Source organism: Streptomyces sp. NPDC015220 (assembly GCF_043079345.1).
Lineage (GTDB): Bacteria > Actinomycetota > Actinomycetes > Streptomycetales > Streptomycetaceae > Streptomyces.
In genome coordinates this window covers 136,696-149,524 of sequence record NZ_JBIBUK010000003.1, presented here as the reverse complement: position 1 = coordinate 149,524, position 12,829 = coordinate 136,696, and the positions used below count along the sequence as shown (strand labels likewise).

Annotated in this window: 9 protein-coding genes and 2 tRNA genes; 3 read left to right on the top strand and 8 right to left on the bottom strand. The window is 71.5% G+C overall.

The window, feature by feature from the left end:
• Window positions 1-7 precede the first annotated feature (7 nt).
• Entirely contained in the window at window positions 8-532 is a 525-nt protein-coding gene (locus ACF061_RS09820) for an SRPBCC family protein (RefSeq protein ID WP_392266310.1), read from the bottom strand.
• Window positions 533-1,244: 712 nt separating this feature from the next.
• Window positions 1,245-1,317, bottom strand: a tRNA-Ala gene (locus ACF061_RS09815).
• 183 nt (window positions 1,318-1,500) lie between these two features.
• Here ACF061_RS09815 and ACF061_RS09810 point away from each other — a divergent pair.
• Window positions 1,501-2,049, top strand: coding sequence for a helix-turn-helix domain-containing protein (locus ACF061_RS09810; RefSeq protein WP_392266309.1), 549 nt, complete (start codon window positions 1,501-1,503; stop codon window positions 2,047-2,049).
• Between the two features lie 147 nt (window positions 2,050-2,196).
• Window positions 2,197-4,155 (top strand): protein kinase, encoded by a 1,959-nt coding sequence (locus tag ACF061_RS09805; protein ID WP_392266308.1) that lies wholly within the window; start codon window positions 2,197-2,199, stop codon window positions 4,153-4,155.
• A 15-nt stretch (window positions 4,156-4,170) separates the two neighbouring features.
• On the opposite strand, the gene ACF061_RS09800 is transcribed toward ACF061_RS09805, so the two are convergent.
• Window positions 4,171-5,493, bottom strand: coding sequence for a hypothetical protein (locus ACF061_RS09800; RefSeq protein ID WP_392266307.1), 1,323 nt, complete (start codon window positions 5,491-5,493; stop codon window positions 4,171-4,173).
• A 316-nt stretch (window positions 5,494-5,809) separates the two neighbouring features.
• Window positions 5,810-5,938, bottom strand: a complete 129-nt coding sequence (locus ACF061_RS09795) for a DLW-39 family protein (protein ID WP_003999697.1) — start codon at window positions 5,936-5,938, stop codon at window positions 5,810-5,812.
• Between the two features lie 336 nt (window positions 5,939-6,274).
• Here ACF061_RS09795 and ACF061_RS09790 point away from each other — a divergent pair, with 336 nt between their 5' ends.
• The gene (locus tag ACF061_RS09790) at window positions 6,275-6,637 is read left to right on the top strand and encodes a DUF6344 domain-containing protein (RefSeq protein ID WP_392266306.1); all 363 of its coding nucleotides are present in this window, start codon (window positions 6,275-6,277) and stop codon (window positions 6,635-6,637) included.
• Window positions 6,638-7,159: 522 nt separating this feature from the next.
• On the opposite strand, the gene ACF061_RS09785 is transcribed toward ACF061_RS09790, so the two are convergent.
• The 4 genes from ACF061_RS09785 to gyrB form a co-directional block, all read right to left on the bottom strand.
• Window positions 7,160-7,233: transfer RNA gene (locus ACF061_RS09785), tRNA-Ile, on the bottom strand.
• 112 nt (window positions 7,234-7,345) lie between these two features.
• Window positions 7,346-8,077, bottom strand: a complete 732-nt coding sequence (locus ACF061_RS09780) for a DUF3566 domain-containing protein (RefSeq protein WP_392266305.1) — start codon at window positions 8,075-8,077, stop codon at window positions 7,346-7,348.
• 17 nt (window positions 8,078-8,094) lie between these two features.
• The gene (gene gyrA, locus ACF061_RS09775) at window positions 8,095-10,689 is read right to left on the bottom strand and encodes a DNA gyrase subunit A (RefSeq protein ID WP_392266304.1); all 2,595 of its coding nucleotides are present in this window, start codon (window positions 10,687-10,689) and stop codon (window positions 8,095-8,097) included.
• A gap of 42 nt (window positions 10,690-10,731) precedes the next feature.
• Window positions 10,732-12,813: a DNA topoisomerase (ATP-hydrolyzing) subunit B gene (gyrB, locus tag ACF061_RS09770; RefSeq protein WP_392266303.1), complete on the bottom strand. Its 2,082-nt coding sequence runs from the start codon at window positions 12,811-12,813 to the stop codon at window positions 10,732-10,734.
• Between the last annotated feature and the right edge of the window lie 16 nt (window positions 12,814-12,829).

The following is a 12,829-nucleotide window of genomic DNA, read 5'->3' as shown; positions in this document are numbered from 1 at the left end:
CCTCGGCTCACGCCTCGGGCCCGGCCTCCGCCTCCGCCTTCACCCCGCTCAGAGTGGCCTCGATGCCGGTGCGGAGCAGGGCCAGCCGGCCGCCGACGACCTCTTCCTCCCGCTCCGGGTGCCGCTCGGCGAAGTCGTGCAACGGGCCGCGGGCGGGACCGACACGCATGCCGTGCCGCAGACGGGTGCCGGCACCGTCGGCGAGGGGCTCCAGGGTGTACGTCCAGACGGCCAGCGGCTCACCGTGGTGCCGCTCGTCGTGGTGGACGACCTCCCACTGGAAGACGCTCGGCCGCGTCATCCGCGCGATGCGGCTGACGGTGTGCCACTCGCCGAGCTTGGCGTTGCGGTTGCGGCCGGAGAAGCACGCGCCGACGGCCGGTTCCCCGGCCCCGTCCAGCCACTCCACCTCCTGGAGCTCCGGGCTGTGCCGGGCCGAGGTGGAGATGTCCGACACCAGCTCCCACACCCGCTGCGGGTCAGCGGCGATCTCCGTCACGCACTCCACGTGGGGACCATCGGCAAGGCGCATCGTTTCATCCTCCAGAACGGGACCGGCCGTGCGCGAACCCACCGGGGTCGTCCCGGATTTCCGACGCGGGTCCGCGGCCCCGGTCAGGTTAGCCGAGTCGTGCGGCGGATCTCGGATTGACGAACTCAAGCCTGTCACAGGTGAGTTGGCGTACCACGGGGGCCGGCACGGCAGTGGCCGCCGCCAGCGCGCCCACGGTCACCGCGGCCCCCCCCCAAAGCAGCCCCGGCATGCCGCACCGCGGCGCGGCGCCGGGCCGGGCGCGGCGGCCCCCGGAGGGCGCCGCGCCGGAGGGCGCCGCGCTACGCGCGCCGGCACTTCGCCTTCGACGACCTCGGCATCGCCCGTGCGGCAGGCCCCGGCGCCTCTCGCGGCGAAATCGCCGGTGCCGGACATGACAGGACGGCGTTCCTCGCCGGCCTCCGGCCCGCGTCCGGCCACCGGTTCCGGGCCGATCGGCGCCCTCAGCCCGGGCACCAGGACGTCGGCGGCACTGCCCGGATCGCGTCCACTCCGGCCCTCGCGCCCCGGTCCTCCAGCCCCGGTCAGGGCGTCCGGTCAGGGCGTCGGGTCAGGGGGTCCGACCCGGTCCGCCTCCCGCCGACGCACCCCGCCACCCCGCTGCCCCGCCGCCACTGCCCCCACCGCCGCAGGAACGCGAAAAAGACCCCGCCTGGTCGCGTTTCCGCAGACCAGACGGGGTTCGTTCAAGTGGAGCCTAGGGGAGTCGAACCCCTGACATCTGCCATGCAAAGACAGCGCTCTACCAACTGAGCTAAGGCCCCGTACGGGAAGCATCCGGCCGGAGTAACCGCCCACCGGTCGGGTGCCGCAGACCAGAGTACCGGGTCACCCCCCGGATCCCGCAAAAAGATTGGGGGTCCCCGCACCCGACCACGCTCCGTAAGATGCTCCGCGTGGTTCGCTGGAGCGAACCACGGTACTTGGGGAAGCGATGGGGAGACGCAATGGACGCCGCACAGCAGGAAGCCACCGCAAGGGCGCGGGAACTGCAGCGGAACTGGTACGGGGAGCCGTTGGGGGCGCTCTTCCGTAAGCTCATAGACGATCTCGGGCTCAACCAGGCCCGTCTGGCGGCCGTACTCGGGCTGTCCGCGCCGATGCTGTCCCAGCTGATGAGCGGCCAGCGCGCGAAGATCGGCAATCCGGCGGTCGTCCAGCGGGTGCAGCTGCTGCAGGAGCTGGCCGGGCAGGTCGCGGACGGCAGCGTGAGCGCGGCGGAGGCGACCGAGCGCATGGACGAGATCAAGCGGTCCCAGGGGGGTTCCGTGCTCAGCACCACCACGCAGACGACGACCGGTTCGGGGGCGCCGACGGTCAAGCGGGTGGTCCGCGAGATCCAGTCCCTGCTCCGTTCGGTGGCCGCCGCCGGCGACATCATCGAGGCCGCGGACAGCCTCGCCCCGGTCCACCCCGAACTGGCGGAGTTCCTGCGGGTGTACGGCGCCGGCCGTACCTCCGACGCCGTCGCGCACTACCAGTCCCACCAGAACTGACCCCAGGGGCCTTTCGTCCGGATCACACCGCGGGCCCCGGCCCCCGGTCCGGCCCGATCCGACGAAAGACCCCGGCCGAGGGGTCGTATCGCGCGTCGCGGGGGAAGCAAGGGGAGGTAACCGCAGGGGGAGGAGCGACGCGCAGCCATGGGTGAGGTCTTCGCCGGCCGGTACGAACTGGCCGACCCGATCGGACGCGGAGGCGTCGGCGCGGTCTGGCGCGCCTGGGACCACCGCCGCCGCCGGTACGTCGCCGCCAAGGTCCTGCAGCAGCGCGACGCCCACTCCCTGCTGCGCTTCGTTCGCGAACAGGCGCTGCGGATCGACCACCCCCATGTGCTCGCCCCGGCCAGCTGGGCCGCCGACGACGACCAGGTCCTGTTCACCATGGACCTGGTGGCCGGTGGCTCGCTGGTCCACCTGGTCGGGGACTACGGCCCGCTGCCCCCGGTTCTCGTCTGCACCCTCCTCGACCAGTTGCTGTCGGGGCTCGCCGCGGTGCACGCGGAGGGAGTGGTGCACCGCGACGTCAAGCCGGCCAACGTGCTGCTGGAAGCCACCGGAACCGGCCGGCCCAGACTGCGGCTGTCCGACTTCGGCATCGCCATGCGGCTGGGCGAACCGCGGCTGACCGCCACCGATCTCGTGGTGGGGACGCCTGGTTACCTCTCGCCCGAGCAGATGATGGGCGCGGAGCCCGACTTCCCCGCCGATCTGTTCGCCACCGGCCTGGTCGCCCTCTATCTGCTCCAGGGCGCCAAGCCGGACGCCAAGGCGCTCGTGGAGTACTTCGCGGAGCGGGGGACGCCGGGCGCGCCCCAGGGTGTCCCGGAGCCGCTGTGGCAGGTCGTCGCCACGCTGCTGCAACCGGACCCCCAGGCCCGGTTCCGGACGGCCACGGGGGCGCGCAAGGCCCTCGCCTCGGCCGTCGAACTCCTGCCGGAGCCGGGCCCCGAGGACGAACTGATCGAGATCTTCGACCAACTCGGTGCGCTGCCCCCGGGGTTCGGCCCCGACGGCCCGCTGGGACGGAGCCCGGGCGTGACGACCGGCGCCGCCCGCGTCCGCCGGGCTGCCGGGGCGTCGCAGGAGACTGCCGGGCCGTCGCAGGAGACTGCCGGGCCGTCGCAGGAGACTCTCGGGCCGTCGCAGGAGACTCTCGGGCCGTCGCAGGAGGCCGCCGGAGCGTCGCAGGGGGCCGCCGGGCCGTCGCAGTACGTCGGCGAGCTCTCCGGGACGACCTCCGGAGCGGGCTGGGCGGCCCGGACGGCTGCCGGGCTTCAGGAGGCCGCAGACGACCCGCCCGCCGCAGCCCGCCCCGGCAGCGGCGCCGGGACGCCGGACGGCGCGGGACCGCACGACGGGACCGGCGCCCCCGGCCGGACCGGGCACTCCGGCCAGATCGGGGACTCCGGCCGGACCAACGCCTCCTCCGGGTCCTCCGCATCCGGGCCCTTCGCACCGGCTCCCCCGGCCACCGGCGTCCCGGCGCCGGCCTCCGGAGCGCGGACCCCGCCCACCGGTGCCCGAACCCCACCCACCGGTGCCCCGGCCACGGCCGCGGGCCCCGGGTTCCCGCCTCCGCCGGCCGGCACCGGCCCCCCGGTTTCCGGCCCGCGCCCGGACCTCCGGCGCGGCACCGGTCCGACGGCGGCCCCGGACCGCGACGGCAGCCCCTCCACCCCTTCCGAGCCGGGCATGCCGCCCACCCCGCCGGGCACCGGTGACTTCCGCCTGCCGGCACCGTGGCCCGGCGTCGCTCCGGCGCGGGACGCCACCCCGTCCACCGCCGTGCCCAGCGGCCCCACCGTCCCTGCCGTCCCCGCCGTCCCGTACGAGCACCCCCACGCTCCACACCCCTCCGGTCACCCGGACCCGCGGCACCCCGCGGGTCCGGCGACCCGCGTGCTCCGGCAACGCGCCGAAGCCGCCACCGCCTCGTACACCGCCGAGGACTTCTGGACTCCCGTCCCGGCCCGGGCGGTCTCCCGGCACCGTGCCGTGCGCGCCCGCCGCCCCGGCCCGCCCGCCAAAGCGGTGGTCCCGCTGCTGCTCCTCGCACTGGCCTGCTACGTCGTGGGCTTCTGGGCGCTGAGCCGCCTGTGACCGGCGCCGGGCGCCCTACCGGGCCACCGCCCTCCGCCGGGCGGCCAGCGTCCACACCCCGAGGGCGGCCAGCACCGCCGTCCCCGAACCGATACCGCCCACGGCGAGTGCCCGCAGCGCCGTGGCGCCGCCCGCCGGACCGGCCGGTGCCGCCGCGTTCCGGTCCTGGGCGGTGACCTCGAAACGGTTCCGCGGCTCGGACTGGCCCGCGTACCCCGGCCCCGGTCCGGCCGCGCCGTCCACCCGCACCCGCAGGGTCAGGTCGTAGGGCCCGGCCCCGAACACCTCGGCCGTCTGGTCGGCGAGGTGCACGACGAGGTAGTAGGAGCCGGCGAACCGCACGGCCTTCACCTGGTCGGCGAAGCCGTAGCGGTTGGCGTAGGCGACGGGCGGCAGGGGCGCGAGGGCGGCGGACGTGCGCCGCCCGCTGTATCCGGCGTACGCCTCCTCCACACAGCCCCGCACGGGGTTGTAGAGCGCCAGTGTCAGCGCGCCGTCGGCGTAGCCGCTGCCGCCGCTCGCGCCACCGAGTTCGGCGGTGGCGTGGAGCTGCTGTCCCCAGTCGACCGGCACCCGGTAGAAGAGCGTCTGTCCGGGGCGTACGCGGTCCCGCCAGATCCCTTGTCCGACCGGGCTCGCCGTGGCGAAGCCGGCTCCGCCCGCCCGGTCCCCCGCCCGGCCGGTGACCGGCCCGGGCGAGGCCGAATCCCACGTCCCGGGCGCCCTCGTCGCACCGGCCGCCGCCAGGGGCGGCTCCGTCACGACGGCCAGTTCCAGGGGCCAGGTGTCCGGCGAGGAGCCGGAGGCGTCGATGCGCTCGACGTACACGTAGTACGTACCGGCCCCCTGGCACAGCGTGTGGCCCGCCGAGGCCTCCCGCGCGCCCCACGCGGCGACGGGATGCGGGCTGCGGCTCGTGCCGAACCGGGTGGCCTGGTACGAGCAGGAGCCCCCGTGGGCGTCCCGCACGGACACCCTGAGGCCGTCCGTGGCGGAGACCGTGGTGCCCGCGCCGGGAACGGCGGTGGCGGAGACGTAGGCGGTGGAGGCGGCGTCGAGCCGGAGGCGGTAGTAGAGCTTGCCGTTGCGCGGCAGCGAGCTCCGGTAGGTGCGGCCGGGCTCCAGCGGCCGGGCGTCCGCGGTGGTCGGTGCGCCGCTGACGGACCGGGCTCCGCCGGTGAAGTCGTACGGGCCCGGCGCCCCGGCCGCGACCGCGCGCGGCCCCGGTACGGCGGCCGACAGCCCCAGCAGCGCCGCCGCGGCGGCGCTGCGTACCGCGACGGCCGGCCACGGCCGGCGACCGCGCCGCGCGCGCCGGTCGCGTGCGGAGCTGTCCACCGGAGCGCGCGTGGCCGATCCTGCCGGAACGCGCGGTACCGGCCCTGCCGGAGCCTGCCGTCCCGCCGTAGGCCGCCGTCCCATCACGCGCGCCACCCTTCGCGTCCACCGTCGCTCCAGACGTCGCCCATCCTGCCCCGGGCACCGTTGCGCCATCCGCGCATTCCGTACCGGCGTCCGAAACGTACGCCTCACGAGGCGACCGCTACCCCGTGTGTCCCGTCGCCGCAACACGGGACCGGCGGTATGCCCCCTCCCAACACAAAACCCCGACCGCTGCGGCGGTCGGGGTCTGCTCAGTACCGGATGTCGGTGCTCACGAACCCGTGGGCACGGAGTCAGTCGCCTCCGTCCACAGATCCTGCTCGGCGCGATCCGCCTGGATCTGGCGGTACACGAGGAGCCCGCCGATGGCGGCCAGTGCGACCAGGAGAAGCTTCTTCACCGCGCGACCTCGTCTTTCCTTGACGTAGGGGACCTCTGGCGCCCGACTATACACACCGACCGATACCGATCGGTGACCTGCGTCGGCCCTCAACTGCCGGGTGCGGGAGGGCGGTAGGGACGACCGGGACCGCTCCGACCGGAGGGTGATCGACCCTTCACCGAGTGCTACTTTGCCCGCGCTCCTCCCGTCTGCGCACTTTTTCACCCCCGTGCCCCCATCCGAGTGGTGTTCATCCGAAGATCGCGGCGCCACGGGCGTCGGTCCACCACTTCGCGGCCCTCATACACATCATGAGCAAAGTACGCAAATCGCCCAACCCGAAAGTGAGGGGCCATGGACCAGCACAAGGTCATGAAGTTGTGGACAGCCATCGTCACCGCCTTCCTCGCGCTCTGCACGGCGCTCGGACTGATCACCACGACCGCCACCGCGGCCACGGCCGCACCGCAGCCCGAGTCGGCGCCCAAGAGCACCACCCGGGTACCGGCGCAGGCGACGTCCTCCTGGTCCAGAACCCATGCCCGGCACGCCCGGTCACTGCCCCCCACGATGAAACAGCGGATCCGCGCCGAGGCCCACGGCAAATCCCCCAGTTGCAGGCACCGCCCACTGGCCGACTCGCCGTCGCTCACCACCGCCCCCGACTGCGCCCCGGCGGAGCCACCGGCCCGCTCCACCATCCCGCTGCAACGCTGACAGCACCGGCCCGGCTCCACCGGAGCCGTCATCACCCGCACCCATGAGACAACGGCGAAGCGCGTACAGCACATCACCGATACCCAGAAGCTCCCCGGTCGGCGCCGATCGGGGATCTTCTGCGCTCCCACGAGCCCGCACCCGGCCCGCCCGTGCGCCCTCCCCGCGCCCTTCTCCCCCTGCTTCCCACCCGGCGCTCCCACCCGGCCTCGCGAGAGCCCACGCCGACACCGCCCCACCCCGCCAACTCCCCTGAGGACAGCGGTCGATGCCAGACCCACAGGGTGGAAAGGCGGACACGGACGCCGACAGGGGAGCCCTGGGAACCCGCGGACACGGCCGGACTCCACAAGTCCGGAATCCACCGGCCGGAGAGCCGGAATCCCGGACCAATGCGGGCCCGGGTGGACGGTGGACGGTACGAAGGACCCACCACGCTCGCCACGATGCGCCCGCGACCGGGAACGGTGTCCCAGAATGCCGAAAGACCCCCGGTCCATTGAACCGGGGGTCTTCTCGCTGTGGGGCTAACAGGATTTGAACCTGTGGCCTCATCCTTATCAGGGATGCGCTCTAACCAACTGAGCTATAGCCCCGCCGCGCTCTGCGGTGTATGTCCCGCGCGCTGACTCCTGAAGATTAGCGCACGACCCGGGCAGTCCCAAAATCGGTTGTCCCCGGGTCGTCGGTCCAGGTGGGGAACGCCCCTCACTCGTCCTCGGCGAGCGTCAGTTCGATGCCGCCGACGAAGCCGGCCGAGAGGTTGTAGATGAAGGCGCCGAGGGTCGCGAGGGCCGTCGCCAGCACGACGTCGATGACCGCGATGATCGTCGTGAACATCAGGACGTGCGAAAGCGACAGGAAGGACTGCAGGTCGAAACCGTTCGACTCGTTGGATCCGGTCGCCTCCGAGATCGTGTCGCCGACCGTGGAGAAGACGCCCATCGCGTTCATGACCATCCACAGCACGGTGGCCGCCACGATGGTGCAGATGCCCAGCGCGATCGAGAGCAGGAAGCTGACCTTCATCACCGACCAGGGGTCGGCCTTGGCCACACGCAGCCGGGCCTTGCGGGTGCGCGGCGCGGTCCTGGCGTCCGTGCGCGGCCGGCGCACCGAACCCGACCGGTCCCCCGCCTGATAGGCCTGCGGCGGGTGGTACGGCCCCGTCGCCTGCTGCGACTGCCGTTCGCCCGGCAGCGGCGAGCCCGCGCCCTGCTGCTGACCGGCCGCGGCCTGGGCCTGCCGGCCTCGGGTGTCCGTCACCGTTCCCCCTCGGGATCCGTGCGTGTCGGGCGAGCGCGAGTCGGTCGCGCGCGACGTGACCGGCTTCAGGTTGGTCGTGTGCGAATCCGTCGCACGCGCGGCGGAGCCACGGCCGCCGTCCGTCTCCGTACCAGTGGAGGTACCGGTCGATCCGGCGCCCGTGGCTCCGCTCACGTGACTCTCTCCTCGTCCTACTCGGCCGAGGGCGCCTCACCCTCGTCCGTGCCGGTGGTCGCGACGTCCTCGACGGCCCCGTCCACGGCCACGTCGCCGTCGACTTCCTCCGCCTCGCGTCCCGCCTCGGCGTTACGTGCGATGCCGACCACGGCATCGCGCTTGCCCAGGTTGATCAGTTGGACGCCCATGGTGTCACGGCCCGTCTCCCTGACCTCGTTGACTCGCGTACGAATCACACCGCCTGAGAGCGTGATGGCGAGGATCTCGTCGGTCTCCTCGACAATCAGCGCGCCCACGAGCGAACCGCGGTCCTCCACGATCTTGGCGGCCTTGATGCCGAGGCCGCCACGGCCCTGGACGCGGTACTCGTCGACTCGGGTCCGCTTGGCGTACCCACCATCAGTGGCAGTGAACACGAACGTACCGGGTCGAACAACATTCATCGAGAGCAGCTCGTCGCTCTCGCGGAAGCTCATGCCCTTCACGCCCGAGGTGGCACGGCCCATGGGACGCAGCGTGTCGTCCGAGGCGGTGAACCTGATCGACTGCGCCTTCTTGCTGATCAGAAGCAGATCGTCCTCGGCCGAGACAAGTTCGGCACCGATCAGTTCGTCGTCCGAACCGTCCTGCTGCTCCCGCAGGTTGATGGCGATGACACCACCGGAGCGCGGCGAATCGTAATCCTTCAGAGGCGTCTTCTTGACCAGGCCGGCCTTGGTGCCGAGCACCAGGTAGGGCGCCGCCTCGTAGTCGCGGATCGCGAGGATCTGCGCGATCGCCTCGTCCGGCTGGAAGGCCAGCAGGTTCGCGACGTGCTGGCCGCGCGCGTCCCGGCCGGCGTCCGGCAGCTCGTAGGCCTTGGCCCGGTACACCCGGCCCTTGTTGGTGAAGAACAGCAGCCAGTGGTGCGTGGTGGAGACGAAGAAGTGGTCGACGATGTCGTCTTCCTTCAGCTTCGTGCCGCGCACGCCCTTGCCGCCGCGCTTCTGGGCGCGGTAGTCGTCGGTCTTGGTCCGCTTGATGTAGCCGCCGCGGCTGACCGTGACGACGATGTCCTCCTCGGCGATCAGGTCCTCGATGGACATGTCGCCCTCGTACGGGATCAGCTTGGTCTTGCGGTCGTCGCCGTACTTCTCGACGATCGCGGCCAGCTCCGCGCTGACGATCCCGCGCTGGCGGACCGGCGAGGCCAGGATCTCGTTGTACTCGTTGATCTTCGCCTGGAGTTCGTCGTGCTCCTGGACGATCTTCTGCCGCTCCAGGGCGGCCAGGCGGCGCAGCTGCATCTCGAGGATGGCGTTGGCCTGGATGTCGTCGATCTCCAGCAGGCCCCTCAGGCCCTCGCGCGCGACCTCGACGGTCGCACTGCGCCGGATCAGCGCGATGACCTCGTCGATGGCGTCCAGGGCCTTGAGCAGGCCGCGCAGGATGTGGGCGCGCTCCTCGGCCTTGCGCAGCCGGAACCGGGTCCGGCGGACGACGACCTCGATCTGGTGCGTCACCCAGTGGCGGATGAACGCGTCCAGGGACAGGGTGCGCGGCACGCCGTCGACCAGGGCCAGCATGTTGGCGCCGAAGTTGGTCTGCAGGTCGGTGTGCTTGTAGAGGTTGTTCAGCACGACCTTGGCGACCGCGTCCCGCTTCAGGACGATGACCAGCCGCTGGCCGGTACGGGAGCTGGTCTCGTCGCGGACGTCCGCGATGCCGCCGATCCTGCCGTCCTTGACCAGGTCGGCGATCTTCTGCGCGAGGTTGTCCGGGTTGACCTGGTACGGCAGCTCCGTGACCACCAGGCACTGGCGGTTCTGGATCTCCTCGACCGCGACGACCGCGCGCATGGTGATCGAGCCGCGGCCGGTGCGGTACGCCTCGTCGATGCCCTTGCGGCCGACGACGAGCGCGCCGGTCGGGAAGTCCGGGCCCTTGATGCGCTCGATGAGCGCGTCCAGGAGGTCCTCGTGGGAGGCCTCCGGGTTCTCCAGGCACCACTGGGCACCGGCGGCCACCTCGCGCAGGTTGTGCGGCGGGATGTTGGTCGCCATGCCGACCGCGATGCCGGCCGAGCCGTTGATCAGCAGGTTCGGGAAGCGGGAGGGCAGGACGGTCGGCTCCTGGGAGCGCCCGTCGTAGTTGTCCGTGAAGTCGACGGTCTCCTCGTCGATGTCGCGGACCATCTCCATCGACAGCGGCGCCATCTTGCACTCGGTGTAGCGCATGGCCGCCGCCGGGTCGTTGCCCGGCGAGCCGAAGTTGCCGTTGGAGTCCACCAGCGGCATCCGCATGGCCCAGGGCTGCGCCAGGCGCACCAGGGCGTCGTAGATCGAGGAGTCGCCGTGCGGGTGGTAGTTGCCCATGACGTCGCCGACGACGCGGGCGCACTTGTAGAAGCCGCGCTCGGGGCGGTAGCCGCCGTCGTACATGGCGTACAGCACGCGGCGGTGGACGGGCTTGAGACCGTCCCGCACGTCCGGCAGCGCACGCGAGACGATGACGGACATCGCGTAGTCGAGGTAGGAGCGCTGCATCTCCGTCTCGAGCCCGACGGGCTCGATACGCATCGCGAGGTCGCCGCCCTCTTCAGGGGTGACTGGGGTGTTCTCGTCGGCCATTGCTGGTGGGGATCCTTCCTGGTGCGGTCAGCTGGGACCGACTCAGATGTCGAGGAAGCGGACGTCCTTGGCGTTTCGCTGGATGAACTGCCGGCGGGCCTCGACGTCCTCACCCATGAGGACCGAGAACAGGTCGTCGGCCTGGGCGGCGTCGTCGAGGGTGACCTGGCCGAGCACACGGTGCTCCTGGTCCATGGTGGTCACGCGCAGCTCCTCGGCGTTCATCTCGCCAAGACCCTTGAAGCGCTGGATCGAGTCCTCCCGGACCCGCTTGCCGCGCTGGCGGCCCATCTCCAGCAGCGCGTCGCGCTCGCGGTCGGAGTACGCGTACTCGAGGTCCTCGCGGCCCCACTTGATCTTGTAGAGCGGGGGACGGGACAGGAACACGTGCCCGGCCTCGACCAGCGGCCGCATGAAGCGGAACAGGAAGGTCAGCAGCAGGGTGTTGATGTGCTGGCCGTCGACGTCGGCGTCCGCCATCAGGATGATCTTGTGATAGCGGAGCTTGGCGATGTCGAAGTCCTCGTGCACGCCCGTGCCGAACGCGGAGATCAGCGCCTGGATCTCCTGGTTCTGCAGGATCTTGTCGATGCGCGCCTTCTCGACGTTGAGGATCTTGCCGCGGATCGGGAGGATCGCCTGGTACTCGGGATTGCGGCCGGACTTGGCCGAGCCGCCGGCGGAGTCGCCCTCGACGATGAAGATCTCGCACTTGGTGGGATCGTTCGACTGGCAGTCCGAGAGCTTGCCGGGCAGGGAGGCGGACTCCAGCAGGCCCTTGCGGCGGGTGAGGTCCCGGGCCTTGCGGGCCGCCACGCGCGCGGTGGCCGCCTGGATGCCCTTGCGGATGATGTCCGAGGCCTCGTTCGGATTGCGGTCCAGCCAGTCGTTGAGGTGCTCGTAGACCGCCTTCTGGACGAAGGTCTTCGCCTCCGTGTTGCCCAGCTTGGTCTTGGTCTGACCCTCGAACTGGGGCTCGCTCAGCTTGACCGAGATGATCGCGGTCAGGCCCTCGCGGATGTCGTCACCGGTGAGGTTGTCGTCCTTGTCGCGCAGCAGCTTCTTGTCCCGCGCGTACTTGTTGATCAGCGAGGTCAGCGCGGCCCGGAAGCCCTCTTCGTGCGTGCCGCCCTCGTGGGTGTGGATGATGTTGGCGAAGGAGTACACACCCTCGCTGTAACCACCGTTCCACTGCATCGCGACCTCGAGGGACAGGCTCTTGTCCTTGTCCTCGGCCTCCAGGTCGATCACGGTGGGGTGCACCACGTCCCCCTTGCGGGAGTTGAGGTACTTCACGAAGTCGACGATGCCGCCCTCGTAGTGGTACGTGACGGACTTGACCTCGTCCTTCTCGTCGGCGCCCGCCTCGTCCGCGCCGGCGGTGGCCTTCGCCGACTCCCGCTCGTCGGTGAGCCTGATCGTCAGGCCCTTGTTGAGGAACGCCATCTCCTGGAAGCGCCGCGAGAGCGTCTCGAAGGAGTACTCGGTGGTCTCGAAGATGTCCGGGTCGGCCCAGAAGGTGACCGAGGTACCGGTCTGCTCGATCGCCTCGTGCTTGGCCAGCGGCGCCGTCGGAACGCCCATCTTGTAGTCCTGCGTCCAGCGGTGACCGTCGGTCCTGACCTCGACGGAGACCTTCGAGGACAGCGCGTTCACCACCGAGACGCCGACGCCGTGCAGACCACCGGAGACCGCGTAGCCGCCGCCGCCGAACTTGCCGCCCGCGTGCAGCACCGTCAGCACGACCTCGACGGCGGGCTTGCCCTCGGAGGGGACGATGCCCACCGGGATGCCACGGCCGTTGTCGACGACGCGGACCCCGCCGTCGGCCAGGATCGTCACGTCGATGGTGTCCGCGTGCCCGGCCAGCGCCTCGTCGACGGAGTTGTCGACGACCTCGTACACGAGGTGGTGCAGTCCTCGCTCACCGGTCGAACCGATGTACATACCGGGTCGCTTGCGGACCGCGTCCAGGCCCTCGAGGACGGTGATGGCACTGGCGTCGTACGAGGCCGTGACCTCACCGCTGGAAGAGGCGGCACCGTTCTCGCCGGCGTCGGTGGACGGGATGTTCTCGTTGGGGTTGCCGGAATCGGCCACGAAGCGCCCTTTCTGGCACAGCACGAGCCGGGCTCGTCGG